At 34.8% G+C, this 16656-nt stretch carries 15 protein-coding genes; 7 read left to right on the top strand and 8 right to left on the bottom strand.

Annotated features, from left to right (window positions below):
- The first annotated feature begins 105 nt into the window (after positions 1 to 105).
- Complete coding sequence (locus tag GFO_RS07280; protein ID WP_011709437.1) at positions 106 to 1917, top strand: SLC13 family permease; 1812 nt, start codon at positions 106 to 108, stop codon at positions 1915 to 1917.
- 24 nt (positions 1918 to 1941) lie between these two features.
- Positions 1942 to 3180, top strand: a complete 1239-nt coding sequence (locus GFO_RS07275) for a glycosyltransferase (protein WP_011709436.1) — start codon at positions 1942 to 1944, stop codon at positions 3178 to 3180.
- Between the two features lie 126 nt (positions 3181 to 3306).
- Here GFO_RS07275 and GFO_RS07270 read toward each other — a convergent pair whose 3' ends face one another.
- A complete protein-coding gene (locus GFO_RS07270; RefSeq protein ID WP_011709435.1) occupies positions 3307 to 4641 on the bottom strand; it encodes an aspartate kinase in 1335 nt (444 codons plus the stop codon).
- A gap of 100 nt (positions 4642 to 4741) precedes the next feature.
- Here GFO_RS07270 and GFO_RS07265 point away from each other — a divergent pair, with 100 nt between their 5' ends.
- On the top strand, positions 4742 to 5386 hold the full coding sequence (locus tag GFO_RS07265; protein WP_011709434.1) for a hypothetical protein: 645 nt from the start codon (positions 4742 to 4744) through the stop codon (positions 5384 to 5386).
- A 317-nt stretch (positions 5387 to 5703) separates the two neighbouring features.
- On the opposite strand, the gene GFO_RS07260 is transcribed toward GFO_RS07265, so the two are convergent.
- The 3 genes from GFO_RS07260 to GFO_RS07250 are packed head-to-tail and all read right to left on the bottom strand — an operon-like array spanning position 5704 to position 8745.
- Positions 5704 to 6774: a transporter substrate-binding domain-containing protein gene (locus GFO_RS07260; protein WP_011709432.1), complete on the bottom strand. Its 1071-nt coding sequence runs from the start codon at positions 6772 to 6774 to the stop codon at positions 5704 to 5706.
- A 48-nt stretch (positions 6775 to 6822) separates the two neighbouring features.
- Positions 6823 to 7275 carry a 3D domain-containing protein gene (locus tag GFO_RS07255; protein WP_011709431.1) on the bottom strand — a complete coding sequence of 151 codons (453 nt, stop codon included), beginning with the start codon at positions 7273 to 7275 and terminating at the stop codon, positions 6823 to 6825.
- 6 nt (positions 7276 to 7281) lie between these two features.
- Positions 7282 to 8745 carry a Gfo/Idh/MocA family protein gene (locus GFO_RS07250; protein ID WP_011709430.1) on the bottom strand — a complete coding sequence of 488 codons (1464 nt, stop codon included), beginning with the start codon at positions 8743 to 8745 and terminating at the stop codon, positions 7282 to 7284.
- A 199-nt stretch (positions 8746 to 8944) separates the two neighbouring features.
- On the opposite strand from GFO_RS07250, the gene GFO_RS07245 reads away from it, so the two are divergent.
- Together GFO_RS07245 and GFO_RS07240 are read left to right on the top strand one after the other, a co-directional pair.
- Positions 8945 to 9376, top strand: a complete 432-nt coding sequence (locus tag GFO_RS07245; RefSeq protein ID WP_011709429.1) for an FKBP-type peptidyl-prolyl cis-trans isomerase — start codon at positions 8945 to 8947, stop codon at positions 9374 to 9376.
- 148 nt (positions 9377 to 9524) lie between these two features.
- Positions 9525 to 9935: an OsmC family protein gene (locus GFO_RS07240; protein ID WP_011709428.1), complete on the top strand. Its 411-nt coding sequence runs from the start codon at positions 9525 to 9527 to the stop codon at positions 9933 to 9935.
- 116 nt (positions 9936 to 10051) lie between these two features.
- On the opposite strand, the gene GFO_RS07235 is transcribed toward GFO_RS07240, so the two are convergent.
- The 3 genes from GFO_RS07235 to GFO_RS07225 are packed head-to-tail and all read right to left on the bottom strand — an operon-like array spanning position 10052 to position 13397.
- Positions 10052 to 10726, bottom strand: coding sequence for an N-formylglutamate amidohydrolase (locus tag GFO_RS07235; RefSeq protein WP_011709427.1), 675 nt, complete (start codon positions 10724 to 10726; stop codon positions 10052 to 10054).
- Entirely contained in the window at positions 10723 to 11943 is a 1221-nt protein-coding gene (locus GFO_RS07230; RefSeq protein ID WP_011709426.1) for a glutamate-cysteine ligase family protein, read from the bottom strand. The genes GFO_RS07235 and GFO_RS07230 overlap by 4 nt, the downstream gene beginning before the upstream one ends.
- Complete coding sequence (locus tag GFO_RS07225) at positions 11943 to 13397, bottom strand: RimK family alpha-L-glutamate ligase (protein WP_011709425.1); 1455 nt, start codon at positions 13395 to 13397, stop codon at positions 11943 to 11945. Before GFO_RS07225 ends, GFO_RS07230 begins: the two co-directional genes overlap by 1 nt.
- A 116-nt stretch (positions 13398 to 13513) precedes the next feature.
- On the opposite strand from GFO_RS07225, the gene GFO_RS07220 reads away from it, so the two are divergent.
- A complete protein-coding gene (locus tag GFO_RS07220; RefSeq protein WP_011709424.1) occupies positions 13514 to 14800 on the top strand; it encodes a dipeptidase in 1287 nt (428 codons plus the stop codon).
- Positions 14801 to 14974: 174 nt separating this feature from the next.
- On the opposite strand, the gene GFO_RS07215 is transcribed toward GFO_RS07220, so the two are convergent.
- A complete protein-coding gene (locus tag GFO_RS07215) occupies positions 14975 to 15826 on the bottom strand; it encodes an SdiA-regulated domain-containing protein (protein WP_011709423.1) in 852 nt (283 codons plus the stop codon).
- Positions 15827 to 16323: 497 nt separating this feature from the next.
- On the opposite strand from GFO_RS07215, the gene GFO_RS18015 reads away from it, so the two are divergent.
- Positions 16324 to 16458, top strand: a complete 135-nt coding sequence (locus GFO_RS18015; RefSeq protein ID WP_262489191.1) for a hypothetical protein — start codon at positions 16324 to 16326, stop codon at positions 16456 to 16458.
- Positions 16459 to 16656 lie beyond the last annotated feature (198 nt).

Here is a 16656-nt window from a genome sequence, read left to right as displayed (position 1 = left end):
TTATATTCAAAACGCTTCATCTAACCAAAATTGGAATCATAAATATTTCAGAAAGAACAGCGGGTAAAAGAACTTAGAAGTATTTTTATATGAATTAATATAAGCATGACTCTGGAAATCATCATTCTCTTTGTTATTATCATTGCTGTTATATTCCTCTTTGCGTTAGAAGTTTTTCCAGTAGACAAAATCGCTTTCTTTATCATGGTAAGCCTTTTGCTTGCGAACCTTATTACTCCCGAAGAGGCTATTTCAGGATTCCCGAGTCCGGCCACCATCACTGTACTGGCGTTAATGATTATCGCCATCGGGTTGGAAGATAACGGTGTTATAGACTGGCTGGCTAATGGATTAAAAAAACTAAGAGGATTACCTCTCTTTTTTATGGTTCCTGTGTTTATGTTTATTGCAGGTGGAATTTCGGCATTTATAAATACCACTGCAGTTGTGTTGGTATTTGTGAAGATCATCGATGAGCTAAGCGATAAATATGACATTCCAAACTCTAAATTGTTGCTTCCACTTTCATTTGCGGGAATAATTGGTGGAAGCTGTACTTTAATGGGAACATCAACAAACCTTATCGTTAACGCTGTTGCCGTTAAAAGAGGTGTTGAAAAATTTAGTTTTTTTGAATTTACCTGGTTAGGTGCAATATTTCTGATTATCACTATAGTTATTGTGAGTTTAATGGCCCGCTTTCTTCCTAAAAAGAAAAAAAGTAGTATTTCCAATGTCTATGATCTTGATGAGTTCATTACAAGAGGAATTGTCTCTAAAGACTCGGAACTTATAGGAAAGAACATTAAGGAAATTTTTGGTAGTGAGAATGAGGATATAGAAGTAATTAGGTTGAAGCGGAACGCTGTTATCAATGAACATCCGGGAAAATACACTACCCTAAAAGAAGGTGATCAATTACTGTTAAGATGTAATATTGAACAGCTTATTAAGCTAAAAGAATCGGGTGACCTTACCATCATAAGAAAATCAGAAAAAGATAAACCTGAAACAGACGAGCAAAATGAAGAGATCCTTGAACAAAATATTCAGGTAGTAGAATTATTGATGCTTCCAAATTCACCTTTAATTGGAAAGAGCATAAAAACAGTTGGCTGGTATGATCTCCATGGGGCGGTACCTTTGGCTATTAGAAAACGGAGAAGTTTTATAAATCCCGGAAGAAGAATATTCGATAAAAAATCTGATGATATAGAATTGAGAGTTGGTGACCGTCTTTTGGTTGAAGTAACCGAAAATGACCTGGAGCAACTTCATAAAATGGATAATATTAGTATTCTGCAGGAGCATAGTGACATTAATATCACGACCAAATGGAAACGCAATTTAACTTTAGGAATTCTTCTACTTGTCATTGTGTTATCTGCATTTTCGATTTTCCCTATTCTGAAAAGTTCCCTTATTGGTTGTTTTCTAATGATCTTTTTAAGGTGCATAAATCTTGGAAAAGTCTATACACAGGTGAACTGGCAAATTATCTTTCTTCTTGCCGGCATGATTCCTCTTGGTGTTGCCATGAGTAACACCGGAGCCGATCAATGGATTTCAGATAGCCTTTTAAAGCTTTTTGAAGGCCAGGCTAATTATGTAATTATAGGGTTGCTGTTCTTTGTAACCATGTTCCTAAGTGGTTTTATATCTAATAATGCAACAGCGATTATTGTTGCTCCAATTGCGATTACCATTGCCGCTAGCTTAAAATTAGATCCTAAACCATTTATTCTCGCGGTGTTATTTGCCTCTAATTTCAGCTTTTTCACTCCGGTGGGATACCAAACCAATACGATTATTTATGGTATGGGAATCTATAAGTTCAAACATTTTCTTATTATTGGAGGTGTGGTATCTATCGCACTTTGGATTACCGCGACTATACTGCTCTCTGGCCAGCTATAAAATGTTATTTTTGAAAAAAAGTAAATGCCAAAACTGTTAGTGATCGGTTATGTTTGGCCTGAACCGAAATCTTCGGCTGCAGGAACCAGAATGATGCAACTTTTGAAGTTCTTTCAAAATGAAAACTATCAGATTACATTTGCCACTACTGCCCGTGAAACCGATAATAAGGCTGACTTGAATGAATTAGGAATTCAAAGCGAGAAGATCAAATTAAACGATGCGGATTTTGACGTTTTTCTTGAAGATTTAATGCCCCATATTGTTCTTTTTGATCGTTTTATGGTGGAAGAACAATTTGGCTGGAGAGTTGATACTGTTTGTCCCGAAGCAATAAAAATACTTGATACAGAAGATCTACATTTTCTTAGAAAGGCACGTCATCAATCATTTAAGGAAAATAAAAAAGCAGAAGAAATCTATTTTGATTCAGATCTAGCTAAAAGAGAAATTGCCGCGATCTATAGATGTGATCTTAGTTTAATTATTTCTGAAATTGAATTAAAGCTACTTACTTCTAAATTTCAGGTTCCAGAAAGCATTCTTCAATATTTGCCATTTTTACTGAAAGAAATTTCAGAAAAAGAACAATTGAATCTTCCTGTTTTTGAAGACAGAAAAGATTTTATAAGTATTGGTAATTTTTTACATGAACCCAACTGGAATGCCGTTCTGTATCTTAAAGAAAAAATATGGCCGCAAATAAGAAAGGCTTTACCTGAAGCTAAAATGCAGGTATATGGCGCCTATCCTTCTCAAAAAGTTTTAAACCTTCTCAATTCAAAAGAGAACTTTATCATTAATGGTTGGGCTGAAAGTTCCCGGGAAGTAATGAGAGATTCCAGGGTATGCCTCGCCCCTATCCAGTTTGGTGCGGGATTAAAAGGAAAACTTGTGGAAGCTATGCAAAATGGAACCGCATCTGTAACCACTAAAATTGGAGCGGAAGGAATAAACGGTCAATTAGCATGGAATGGTTTTATTACAGAATCTGATAATGAATTCATTGAGAAATCTATTGAATTATATACGAATGATCAACTTTGGGAAAAACAGCTAAAATTAGGATTTGACATCATCAATAAGCGTTTCAATAAGCAAGAGCATATAGAAAATTTCAGAAAAAAATTATCCCTAATTCAGAATGATCTGGAAAGACATCGTTTGACCAATTTCACAGGGAAAATGCTTAAACATCATTTGCATAAAAGCACCTATTTTATGTCCAGGTTTATCGAAGAAAAGAATAAAAAATTTCTTTAAACCGACTATCCCCAAGGCAAGCCGTGGGAATTTATTAGATTAAAAAACCGCCAGTTACAATTGCATCCTGGCGGTTTTCACTACAAAAAAAACAGTTTATTCAAACTCTAAACAAAACTGAAACTGTTAAACAGATTTTAATTGGTTTACAAATAGTTTTTCATTCAACTTTTGCAACACCTCAATTTTATTTCTTGTATCAACTAACAGGGAAATATTATTGCTACTTCCTCCGTAAGAAATCATTCTAATGGGCACATCCTGAAGAATTTCAAATAATCTTGAAGTTCCCCTATCCTCAATTAATCCTTCTCCCACCACACAAATAATACTATGACTGGCATCTACACTTATCTCACCATATTGATCAAGCTCCTGGAGTATTAGATCTAAATTTGCCGTATTATCTATCGTCAGAGAAATTGCGATCTCAGATGTGGTAATCATATCAATGGAGGTTTCGTAGGTATCAAATACCTCAAATATTTTCTTTAGAAAACCATGTGCCATTAGCATCCGGTTAGATTTGATCTTGATCGCGGTAATTTCATCTTTTGCAGAAATTGCTTTAAGCCCTTTCCTTTCAGCAAGAGCACTAATACAGGTTCCGGTAGCTTCAGGAGTAAAGGTATTCTTCAAATAAACAGGAATGTTTTTTCCTATAACCGGGGATATGGTTTGAGGATGTAGAATTTTAGCTCCAAAATATGCCAGCTCTGCCGCTTCCTCAAAACTTAGTTGTGAAACCGCATGAGTGTTTTCTACAAATCTCGGGTCATTATTATGTAAGCCGCTTATGTCTGTCCATATCTGAATTTCAGCAGCTCTTATTGCTGCTCCTAATATAGTTGCAGTATAATCACTCCCCCCTCTTTTTAAGGTGCTTACTTCATTTTGAGCATTCAACCTCACAAATCCCTGAGTGATTAAAATATTACTTTCAAAAGAAGATTTCAACGTGTCATTCAGCAATTCTCCAACAAGACCAGTATCTGGATTCTCAAGATTATGAATTTTCATAAATTTTCTTGCATCCAGTAATGTGTTAGCTACCTCCTCAAACTTTAGATAAGAACTAAATATAGAAGTTAAGAGCCTTTCACCTGTGGTAATAATCTTAGCATCAACTTCATTACTCCATGGTTGTACCTGGCAAATTTCCACCAGTTCTTCTAATTGTAATACTATATGATCTTTAATAGATTGATTGGATGTTTTATCTGGAACCAGTTCGTCGATTAATGAAAAATGTTTAGCTTTTAAAGCCTGGATTTTTTCAGATACCTGATCTAAACTCCCGGTTTTCACAAATTCAGATATTTCAACAAGTTGATTGGTTACTCCGGACATCGCCGAAAGTACTAAAAGCTTATCTCCAGGTAAATTGGAAATAATTTCTTTTACATTTCTTATACTTACCGCAGAACCTACAGAAGTACCGCCAAATTTTAAAACTTTCATACCTACTAAATTGAAGATGCATAGATATTATTAAAATGAAGTGACTAAAAAATTATGTTTCATTTTATATACATTTGTACAAAATGTTTAATATTTAACAATGAAGACCATTACAACTGTTGTTCATGACATTATAAGACATCAACCATTTCTAGATGATGCCATTGCCAGAGATATTATAAACTTCAGCGGATTAGCGGCCGATATTCAGTCTCAAGTTGAAAAGGAGATGCGAAAAGAAGTAAAACAGGGAAGCATTATTATGGCGTTGCGAAGATATGCTCCAAGCAGAACAAAAGTGAATATGCAAAGTCTTCGTGAATTGGGAGACATTATTGTGCGTTCGGGAATAACCGAGTATACTTTCTTAAATTCAAAAACCATTATAGCGAATAAGATCAAATTAATGGAAGCGGTTAAAGAACAAACCGGGGTTTATTTAAATTATTCCAGCAATTATCAGGAAAGCAATATTTTAGTGTCTTCTTCGCTCACCGATCTTGTTGAAAAATGTTTTAGAAACGAAGTAAGGGTTTCAATTAAGGAAGAACTTTCCTCAATTACTATTGAACTGCCCAAGAATAGTTCTCAAAGTGTAGGTCTTTATTTCTATATTTTTAAGTTACTCGCTTATGAAGGAATTCCTGTGTTTGAAATGATTTCAACTTCAAACTATTTCGCATTATTTCTTGAAAAAGAATATGTGAATAAGGCATTTTTATTAATGAATGAGATCAAGCAATAATCTACCAGTATTCGAAAAACACACCTGTCATGGCTATTAGAGCCAAAACTATAATTATAGCAATAGCAATATTAATTGTTTTGCTTAGTCCCTGCCTGGCCGATTGAAAAAACTCTAGATCCGAGGATTTTCTATTAGTATTGTCTTCAGTATGCATCATTTTTAGTTGATTGGTTCGAAAACGGCAGACAATATACTAAATATCAATAACTTATATGGTTTTATTATTAAATTTTTGTGGAATATGGTAATATTACAGGAATATTAATTGATTTATAACACGTTATAAACCTTCAGAAATATTCGGCTTAAATATCTCAGTTATAATCTTTTACAAGAGTAGCCCATTCCATACTTTTTAGGGTTCTAACCAGTACAGGATTTATAATTTCCAGTAACTCTGAATCTTTTGGAAAAGCGTAACTATAATAATCTTTTTTCAGGCTCTGTCCTAATATCTCCAATTCATCAGAAAGATTATTTCGTTCAATCTCAAACTTTAAAATTGGCTCATCATATACAAAAAGACCGGATTCTTTTTCAAGAATCACGTGTAAACCTTCTGAACCACTATTCACTAAATTACTTTCAATATTATATAGGTCTAATAATTCCTGCGAACTTGAACTTTTAACCGTGGTGATATCAAATCTTTCCAGATCCTGAATATTGGTTATTTCTTCATTGATGCTTTTTACCGTAAGCGAAGATGCGATCCCCGCTGTAAAGCTTGAAATAATGATCACGGCCATAAACATCCAGATAACACCAACGATTCTACCTCCGGTAGTTTTTGGTGATTTATCACCATAACCTACCGTGGTCATAGTTACGGCACTCCACCAAAATCCCTGCATGATCCCTCTAAAACTGCCTCCGAATTCTTCATGATTTTTCTTACGCTCAAAGAACCATACTAATGCCCCAAAAATGAATATAACCAATAACAACAAGGCAATAACAGAAAAGAAATTCCAGCTAAAAAAATTCTTTATGTGTTTAAAAAATGTTGATTCTTTTAGTTTAGCCACACTGGTATGAGAAATAAAATAGGGCTGGGAAAAATTCATACGGTTCATACGACTATCGGTAACCGTGATAGGGTTTACACTAAAGTCTACTTCCCCATTTTCAACTCCATTTAATAAGCTACCAAGATCTTCATACTCCTTAAATTCATACGAGACCTGAAGTTGTTCATTCACCATCTTCCAGGAGGCGATACTTAAACCTGAATATCCCTGGGGACGTTTTTCTACAAAAGGAGGTGTTTCGGTAATTCCAATGACAAGTTTTTTCTGAATTTTAAGGGAATCTGTTTCCTGAGAAAATCCTTGAAAAAAAAATAATACTATAGTTAATAATGTGATATTTCGGAAAAAAGGCATCAATAATTTTTTAAAAATTCGAATATAATATAAAGATGTGAAACGCTATTATTTCGAAATCGTGTCCTTTTCGAAGATATAGGAAATATTAATTTTCTTTCTACCAAATTTTCTAGCTCGTTTTACATTTTCACCCATATAGATATCTATTCTATGCCGCCAGCGATAATGCATTTTATCCTTTACCAGGAACACCCCGTCAAAACCTTCAATTTTAATTTTTGAGTTATGATCCAGTCCTAATCTAATTAAATCCCTGGAAACTGCAATGGCATTCATTCCCGGCTTCAAAGTATCACCCCATGCGGTTATACGGGGATTACCAGCAGTTTGATAATCAAGAGAATTATAGGCTGTTGCAGTGACGCAGACAGTAACCCACTCCTCTTCATTTTCATCTGAATTGAAATTTTTACAGGAATTCAAAAATAATATTAGGATACAAAAGGCTGCTAACTTTTTAAAGTTAATCGCAGTAAAACAAAATTTCACGTATTTCATATAATCTTATAAAGTAAAACCTTCTGGATAATCACGCTTTACAAACTGATTAGCTTCATCAAAATTAGTTACTTTCATATTCTCTGCATCCCAAATCATTTTTATATCTCTTCCTGGATAATAAATTTGATCTTTACCTTCTTCATCCTTCCTGGTTTTCTGAATATCATATCCTCTAATGGCGAGATTTGCAATAAGAAGAGACTCCGTTAGAGGTCCTGCTATACTAAAAGGAGAACTTACCTCTTTCTTTCCATGACCAGCAATGGCAGCTTCTACCCACTGCGCATAATGTCCATTTATACCGCCTTCTACCCTAGAATATTTTTGAGGAAGATTTACTTCCTCTGTTTTAGAGGTTGGCAGTAATTGCGGATTTAAGCCATAAGTTCCACACATCATTTTACCTTTAGAACCAATAATTAAAGCTCCATTTCCTCCGTCACCAAAAGTTTCTTCTGGACCGAGCTCTTCGGGACGCATTGGTTTGATTCCTCCATCCATCCAATGCAATTTAATATCTTTTGAAACACTGCTTTTACCATCAAAGCTCATAATCACATGACTGGATGGCGGACAGCTCTCCGGAAAATAGCCTCTTTTAAATTCATCTACGTATAGACTTCCAACACTACATTCAACATCTTTTGGATACTTTAACCCTAGAACACTAAATGGAGGTTCAATAAGATGACACCCCATATCTCCAAGTGCGCCAGTTCCATAATCCCACCAGCCACGCCAATTGAAGGGAACCAGTCCGTCTACATAATCTTTACAAGGTGCGGTACCCAGCCAAAGTTTCCAATCCAGTTCAGAAGGAACCGGAGAAGAATTCTTAGGCCATGGTATTCCCTGTGGCCATACCGGGCGGTTCGTCCAAACATAAACCTCTTCTACTTCTCCTATTAGTCCTGCATCATACCACTCTTTCATTTTCCTCACTCCGTCGCCAGATGCTCCCTGGTTTCCCATTTGAGTAACCACCTTATATTCTTCAGCAGCTTCGGTTAATTTCCGGGCTTCATAAATATCGTGTGTTAGTGGTTTCTGTACATATACATGCTTACCACGTTCCATAGCTGCCATAGTTTGTACAGCATGATTATGATCTGGGCTAGCAATACTTACCGCATCAAAGTTTTTAGATTCTTTATCAAAAAGTTCTCTATAGTCTTTGTAATATTTTGCCTTTGGAAAGCGCTCTCTTGAAACTGCGGCTCTGCGATCATCAACATCACATAGAAAGGCAATTTCAGCTTTCCCACTTTCGTAAAAACTAAGTAGATCAGATTGTCCTTTACCTCCTACTCCTATTCCAGCGATTAAAAGTTTATCGCTTGGCGCAGTAAATCCGGGGCCTCCAAGGACGTGGCGCGGAACTATCATTATTCCGCTTGCAGCAATGGCCGATTTTTTCATAAAATCTCTCCGAGAATCTAAACTGCTTATTTTCTTTGTTTTAGTCATGTTTTAAGGAAGTTGGTTTGAAAGCATCACAGTACAATTGCTACTGAATATCTTCCAATTTAATGAAAATATGACAAAATGTATCATCGTATGTTATTCTGTCTGGTTATTTGGCATTCGGCAGGGTACTTGCACAAGTTGATTATAAATGACTGAAAATTAGTTTACAGTCAAATTTAAAATTGAAAAAATACTTTTTATGAGTCAAGTAAAGCAAAATGACGCCGTTAAGGTACATTACACAGGGAAGTTAGAAGACGGTCAGGTTTTCGATAGTTCAGTAGAACGCGGAGAACCACTAGAATTTACTCTAGGAGAAGGTCAACTTATCCCAGGTTTTGAAGAAGGTCTTATCGGTATGGAAGTGAAAGAAAAGAAAACGATCAATATACCAAAAGAAGAAGCTTACGGAGAGCCTAAAGCTGAGCTAATTCAGGAAGTTGAAAAAAATCAACTACCAGAAGAGCTTAAACCAGAAGTAGGAATGCCACTTGTTTCTAAAGGTCCTGATGGTCGTGAGATCAACCTTGTAGTTACTGAGATTAAAGAGGAAAGTATCGTAGTTGATGCTAATCATCCTTTAGCTGGTAAAGATCTTGTTTTTGATCTTGAAGTAGTTGAGATCAAGTAATTACCTTTATTTATAATATCATAAAGCCTGAAAGTTGAACTTTCAGGCTTTTTTATTTATAAGCGTGTTTTGGTTAAGATTTTTATAATTCTTTTCTATTTCAGGCATTGCGCCTTAATTTAGAGAGAAATCAATAAAAATTATTATTATGAAAAGAAAAGGATCAGCCGTTTGGGAAGGCTCATTGAAAGAAGGAAAAGGAAAAATAAGTCTTGAAAGCGGCGTTCTAAAAGATGCGCAATATTCTTTTAAAACACGGTTTGAAAATGGTAAAGGAACGAATCCTGAAGAACTCGTAGGAGCTGCTCATGCCGGTTGCTTTAGCATGCAACTTTCAGCATTTTTAACTGAAGACGGTTTTGAACCGGACAAGGTAGAAACCACCTCTGAAATTACTTTTGAAGATGGAGAGATCACAAAATCTCATCTTATACTGAATGCAGTTGTGCCAGGGATTGATAAAGATAAGTTTGATAAGATCGCTAATAAGGCTAAAGAAAGTTGTCCACTTTCTAAGCTTTTAAAAGCTGAAATTACATTGGAATACGATTTGAAATAAAAATCCTGCATAATACATAAGCCACTAATGCACTAATGAGTTTAAAAATATATTGGTGTATTAGTGGCTTTTCTTTAGAACTAAACTAAACAATTAGATTAGTCAGAACTTATTATTTAGTTCTTTAATGATTTCAGAATTGAACTTTTTAAATTATTGTTCATTTTATTCTCACTTACCCATTTCTGGTTTACTTCCAATTCTATTCCCAGATAATCATTGCGAAATACTTTTCTTAAAGAGGTCGTAAAACCATCTGCCTTGCCTAAATAAGGATAATTGTATCTAATTTTCAAATCAGAATTTTCCTTTAATAAATTATTTTTCCATTTCCTGCAAAATTCCTTTTCTACCAATCGCTTCGGGTCATATAGCAGCCCTATGTCACAATTTCTTTTCACAGAATTTAAAACCGGGGTAAAAGTATGAACCGATATATGTAGAACAGTATTTCCTTCTCTAATAAGGTCTGAAATTTTATCTTCTATTTCCTCACGATATGGCAGGTAATACGTTTGAACTATGTTGGTTATTTGCTCCTTCTGTAAATTCTTTGAATATCTGGATAAAAAACTTTTGTGATGTTGAGATCTATTGGTTTCAACTAATAACCTGCCGATAGTTTGATACTTACTAAAATCTACAGAATTCTCCAATTTTTGATAAAGATCGAATGCTCCCGGGTCGTATGCTACATGAGTTTCAAGAACATAAGGATCCTTTTCAAACACATATTGATATTTTTCAGGGATATCGGGGAAAGCATGCTCACAGCTTAGAACAAATTTCATGGTCTGAACATTCTATTTTCATTAAGACACTCTGCAAGTCTAAAATAGACCTTTTTTATGTGCTCTTTTGAAAAATCGTTTCTTATAGCCTTAAGGATTCTTGTGGATAAGCTACCATGTTGCAATATAAACTCTATACGTTTTTGATGGTTTTCACTTAGTTTACTGCCCACCCTGGCATACAGTATTTTCCAGATCTTTTTTACGTCAGCCTCCCTTTGAAGATCGAATATTGCGAGATACTTTTTATCGGTTATTAAGGTAGTTTCAGCACTGCCAATAACTTCATCTAAAATAAGGAATAAATCATCTTCATGCCAGGACTTCTGGTCTTCTAGAGAGACTAACTCTTCGCTAACAAATAACTTCAACACTTCAACAATAAAGGCCGCGATAGCTATATCTGCCGATGGGTTTTCCTGGATGTCTATCACTCTAATTTCAATTGCGTTGCGGTCAAATCTTGAGATTGCTCCCCGCGAATTTAAAAAGTGATGATCTAAAATATTTTCAGTATCAAACGGCTTAATAGCATTAATTATTGGTTCAAAGATCGTTTTATTGTAATCGGCTTTATTGAAAACCTGTTCGGGAATGATTTTCCCCGTCATATGAGGGATTTCTTTTTGATTGGATTTATAAAATTCCATTCGGGAATCTTTAAAACCTGTAAATTTACCATCTAATACGGGCGAGCTTGCCGAAAGCCCCGGAATTATCGGAAGCAAAATTCTTACCGCCGCATGTAATTTTTCAAATTCAGCGTCATCAAAAAAAGGAAGATTAATGTGCATACTTTGAACATTGCTCCAACCATGCCCTTTGCAATTAAAAATCTTATTATAAAGACTGTAAATCTTATTGTAATGATGTTCCCATAGCTTAGTTTCAGTTTGCGGATTCATTAATGGATGGGATGCAGAGGGAAGAAGAAAAGTGTCAAATTTTTGCAGATGCTTATTCATCTCCCTGACATTTTCTGCAAATAGCGAATCAAGATCCAAAAGATCATTAGTAGGACCATTTGTTTTCATCTCCACCACATGGGCTACAAGCTCATTGCTCCATTCAATTTTTCCATTCTCAGTATCTGAAGTTATAGAACCGTGTTTTTCAATAAAAAGTTGATCTACAATTGGGTTGACCTTAAAATTAGACCTCTTAACCAGCATATACTCCAGTTCAATCCCAAATACTTCAAAAAGATGATAAGCCATTATATTTTATTTTCTAATCGATTTTTAAGTGCAGTCAATACATCTATGTAAACCTGATCACCATAATATTCGTCTTCCACTCCCGCATCAATATTAGGATTGTCGTTGATCTCGATCACCAATGCCTCTCCATCTACTTCTTTAATATCTATTCCGTATAAGCCTTTGCCCATAAGTTTAGCCGCTTTTAGAGCGTTTTTTAAAATCTTCTCCGGAACCTTTTCAATAGGTAATGAATCTGCATTTCCATCCTGATCGTCTTTATTTTTGGCATCCCAATTATAGATCTGCCAGTGGCCTTTAGCCATATAATACCTACAGGCATAAAAAGCTTTTCCGTCTAAAACCCCAATTCTCCAATCATAATCTGATGGCGAGAATTCCTGGGCAATCACAAGTTCAGACTTCTTAAGCATTGTAGAAACCAATTCTAAATATTCCTCTTCAGTACTTGCTTTTTTAACTCCGAAAGAAAAAGTTGAGTCGGGAGATTTTAGAACCACCGGTAATTTTGTAATTTCTAAAACCGACTTTAAATTATCTTTATGAACGATCACCGTTTTTGGGGTAGGAATTTTTGAGTTTTCTAAAGCTTCTGCCATAAATACCTTATTACAGCATTTTAAAATAGCATCTGGATAATCCAGAATAGCGATATCTTCCTGTTGTGCTTTTCTTGCAAATGCATAGGCTTCATTATTAACTTCAGTACTTTGTCTTATAAACAAAGCATCGAATGCGGGCAACCTTGAAAGATCTTTAGGTTCCAGAATTTCAGTAGCAAAACCAAGCTTCTCCCCTATTTCTATAAACTTTTTGAGTGCCTTTGCATTACTTGGCGGGGCAACATCATTAGGTTGGACCAGAATAGCAAGATCATATTCTGAAACGTTCGCTCTGGGAGTATCATATCGCTTTTTTGCAAAATATTGTTCTGCAGAAATCAGCACACTTTCTTTATGCTCTTCCGGAATTTCAGATTCTGAAATAGCTTTGATACTTTTTATATTCCATCTGGTTGTAAAATTGAATTTAACTCTTAAAAACGGAATTTGAAAATGCCTAAAAAACATAGCACTTAATTCCTTGTACTTTGCAGCAACATTCTGCCCAAAGTATATACTTAACGTAAATTCCTGAGACTTTAAATTCTTGAGAGTTTGCTGAATAAGATCGTCAAAATCTTCAGAAACAATTTTTATAAGTTTTGGTTCCCCAAGATCTACAAGGTTTTTTAAGGTTGGAATTGCCAGATGCCCCCTGGCTTCAGCTAAAAGCGAAACATAGTATCCCTTAGACTGGTATGAATAATCCTTACAGAGATTAAAAACTCGCGCTTTTTTAAGTCTCGAATATTCAGGATTAGTGAGATAGTCTTTGGACGAAATTATAGTAACATGCTCAGAAGAGATCGTCCACGTCTCCGGCTGATTTACGACAATATATTTTTTCATTAAAAATGAAATGTTTGATCAAATGTATATTAAAAACCAATCCGATTTCAGAATTTAAGTATAGCTTAATATTAATTCTTAAATTCAGGCCACCAAACTGATAAATATCAATTCTTATGCAACTAAAACTATTCGTATTTATACTATTTTCAAGTATTCTCACGGTTAATGCCCAAAAAACAGATCAGAAAATTATGGAAAGGGCAAAAAAGATTCATAAAGAAGCAATTACTATAGATACCCACAATGATATTAATGTAGATAATTTTACAGATAATAAGAATTATACCACGGATCTGGATACCCAGGTAAACCTTCCTAAGATGGATGAGGGAGAAATGGATGTGACCTGGCTAATTGTTTATACAGGACAGGAATCCTTAGACGAAGAAGGTTATAAAGCTGCTTACGCTAATGCAATAAGCAAATTTGAAGCGATTCATCGCCTTACCGACGAAATAGCACCGGATAGAATAGGTTTAGCTACGAATTCTGAAGAAGTTCGGAAACTGGTTAAACAAGGAAAAAAGGTTGCTATGATAGGTGTGGAAAATGCATATCCTATTGGGACTGACCTAAACAGAATTAAAGAATTCTATGATCTTGGAGCCAGGTATATGTCTCTTTCTCATAATGGGCATAGCCAGTTTAGTGATTCTAATACGGGCGAAGAAAATGATGAATGGCTTTATAATGGTTTAAGCGAATTAGGAAAAGAGGCGGTTATAGAAATGAATAAATATGGAATAATGATAGATGTTTCACATCCTAGTAAAGAAGCAATTAAAGATATGTTTGAGCTATCAAAAGCACCATTAATTGCCTCGCATTCTTCCGCTCGTGCTTTATGCGATCATAGCAGAAACCTGGATGATGAATTACTAGCGTTATTTAAAGAACATGGCGGAGTGGTTCAAACCGTTGCATTTAGTTCTTATTTGAATACAGAGAAGGATGATGCTTATGAAGAAGCCAGTCGTAAAGTTTATGAGCAGAAAGCTGCTGAAATGGATCTCCAGATCTTACCAAGAGATACGGTCAGAAATTTCACAGATGAGAAACGTACGGCATATTATAATCAAATAAGCAAGATCAAATCTTCTGCTAAACCTGAAATTGATAAACTTAAAGAAACGGTTATTCCGGTAAATGTTTCAGATTTTGTAGATCATATAGATTATCTGGTAGAAAAAATTGGAATTGATCACGTAGGTATTAGTTCAGATTTTGATGGTGGCGGAGGAATCGAAGGATGGCAGGATGCTTCAGAAACCCTGAATGTGACCATTGAACTTGTAAAACGTGGTTATACCGACGAGGAAATCAAAAAATTATGGGGAGAAAATTTACTGCGAGTTATGGATGAAGTACAGGCAGTTGCAGATGATCTTCAGAAATCCTAATTAGTTTAATGTATATCCATTTTCTGTCCCAATCGTTCTTTCGTCACCCTGAATTTATTTCAGGGTCTCAATATCGCATTGATTTACATTAAACTGAGATTCTGAAACAATCCCGATAGTTATCGGGACAGAATGACGCTATTTTTCAGTTTAGGATGCTTTACGGACAAACAATTAGTTTATTTTAACTTCAATAATATTTGCCGGCCCTCCCAGGGATTCATTGGCAATAAATAATCTACCGGACGGGCTAAAACAAATACCTTCCGGCTGGGCAAATTCCGCTGGATCCAGAAGATGTAGATTATTTATTTGTCCTTTACGATCTACAATAAGAACCTTTTGGAATTCAGCATCCAAAACATAGAGATCATCATTAAGAGGAGAAAAAGTGATATCTGAAGGACGAATAAGCTTTCGGGGATTATCTGTCTTTAAAACATCAAATTTCGGATCATCATAACTTATTTTTAAAACCGGCTCTTTATTAAGTTTATTAGTTAATGGGTTAAAAGAATAAATACCTTTATAACCACTGCTATTATCAAGATTTCTCTCTTTCACAGATAACCAAAGCTCACCATTGGTATTTGCAGCAAGGCCTTCAATATTATTTCGATATTCAAATTCAAGCTCAATTACCTCAGAATTCTCTTCTACTCCCTCCAGACTTTTTATATTGAAGAGCTTACCATTGCTTTCGGCTACCCATAATTCGTTATTTAAAGAAGTTAATGCTTCGTAATCACCGGAATTGGCAAATTTGTATTGCTTTATTATTTTAGAGGTTGATAGATCATAAATAAAAATAATTCCATCTTCATCCTGCACACAGGCTATTTTTTCATCTCCAATCCATTGCATACCGGAGACTTCATCAAGTTCTTCTGGTAGCTCCCATTTGTTTAGAATTTCGTAAGATTTAGTCGAATCTTCAAAATCGTAATCATTACTTTCATAAATGGCATATACAACTCCAGCTAAAATTAAAGTTAACGCGATGATACCAATGGCCCATTTATTCATGAAATTATTTTTAGTAAACTAAAATTACATGAATGAGCATCAGGCACAAAAAGATTAACAATACTTTGAATGCTTTATATTGATCTCATCTTAACTTTTTTCTTTTATCTACAAATTTCGCATTTGAGTCCGAATTTTTTTTATATCATAACCTTAGTTATGCTTTTCTAAAAAAACCTTCATTAGATAATAAATGTACCTCTCCTGTAATAAATGCTTCAATAATTCAAGCGTGCTATAAAAGTCTAAATATCAAATAAAGTTAAAGATATGTTAATTTAGTACCTTTTATTACATAGTACTGTAACGCTTTAGTTTTAACGTCGTCTATTAAATAGAAACAATCATTAAAATTCATCAATCATGACAACTTTAGTAAGCAACACCAAAAACAGAAAATCATTTATGAGTACAGAGGCTAGTTCTAACAAGACAAGCTTCTATAACCGAAGAAGATTTTCCTAAACAAAATTCATCAATCAATAAAATCATCAATTATGACATCATTAGACAGCATTATCCAGGATTTTGGAACGAATAAAGAAGGAGGTCTTACTCATCGAAGACCATTCTTAAACTTAAAAGCTTCTACCAAACACAGCAATTATTATAGTCGCCAAAGCTACATTTGATTATTCTTCAATTGTATAATCATCTGCCGTGACAATTTTACCTAACCTAATTGAAAGACTTTGGTGTAAGAACTCAAATTTTACTTATTGATTATCCAGAAGGTAAAAGGTAATTGCAAACGAGATTGCAAGATTAAAAAGCGTTTCATTTAGAGCAAAAAAAGCTATCGTATGAAAACTATTTCAACCTAGCCGGTA

The organism is Christiangramia forsetii KT0803, assembly GCF_000060345.1.
In the GTDB taxonomy this organism is placed as follows: Bacteria; Bacteroidota; Bacteroidia; order Flavobacteriales; family Flavobacteriaceae; genus Christiangramia; species Christiangramia forsetii.
This window is presented reverse-complemented; position numbering and strand designations above follow the sequence as displayed.

Bases quoted from the DNA above. Each gene is read 5' to 3' on its own strand.
- GFO_RS07280 (WP_011709437.1), top strand. From the start codon at position 106: ATGACTCTGGAAATCATCATTCTCTTTGTTATTATCATTGCTGTTATA.
- GFO_RS07275 (WP_011709436.1), top strand. From the start codon at position 1,942: ATGCCAAAACTGTTAGTGATCGGTTATGTTTGGCCTGAACCGAAATCT.
- GFO_RS07270 (WP_011709435.1), bottom strand. From the start codon at position 4,641: ATGAAAGTTTTAAAATTTGGCGGTACTTCTGTAGGTTCTGCGGTAAGT.
- GFO_RS07265 (WP_011709434.1), top strand. From the start codon at position 4,742: ATGAAGACCATTACAACTGTTGTTCATGACATTATAAGACATCAACCA.
- GFO_RS07260 (WP_011709432.1), bottom strand. From the start codon at position 6,774: ATGCCTTTTTTCCGAAATATCACATTATTAACTATAGTATTATTTTTT.
- GFO_RS07255 (WP_011709431.1), bottom strand. From the start codon at position 7,275: ATGAAATACGTGAAATTTTGTTTTACTGCGATTAACTTTAAAAAGTTA.
- GFO_RS07250 (WP_011709430.1), bottom strand. From the start codon at position 8,745: ATGACTAAAACAAAGAAAATAAGCAGTTTAGATTCTCGGAGAGATTTT.
- GFO_RS07245 (WP_011709429.1), top strand. From the start codon at position 8,945: ATGAGTCAAGTAAAGCAAAATGACGCCGTTAAGGTACATTACACAGGG.
- GFO_RS07240 (WP_011709428.1), top strand. From the start codon at position 9,525: ATGAAAAGAAAAGGATCAGCCGTTTGGGAAGGCTCATTGAAAGAAGGA.
- GFO_RS07235 (WP_011709427.1), bottom strand. From the start codon at position 10,726: ATGAAATTTGTTCTAAGCTGTGAGCATGCTTTCCCCGATATCCCTGAA.
- GFO_RS07230 (WP_011709426.1), bottom strand. From the start codon at position 11,943: ATGGCTTATCATCTTTTTGAAGTATTTGGGATTGAACTGGAGTATATG.
- GFO_RS07225 (WP_011709425.1), bottom strand. From the start codon at position 13,397: ATGAAAAAATATATTGTCGTAAATCAGCCGGAGACGTGGACGATCTCT.
- GFO_RS07220 (WP_011709424.1), top strand. From the start codon at position 13,514: ATGCAACTAAAACTATTCGTATTTATACTATTTTCAAGTATTCTCACG.
- GFO_RS07215 (WP_011709423.1), bottom strand. From the start codon at position 15,826: ATGAATAAATGGGCCATTGGTATCATCGCGTTAACTTTAATTTTAGCT.
- GFO_RS18015 (WP_262489191.1), top strand. From the start codon at position 16,324: ATGACATCATTAGACAGCATTATCCAGGATTTTGGAACGAATAAAGAA.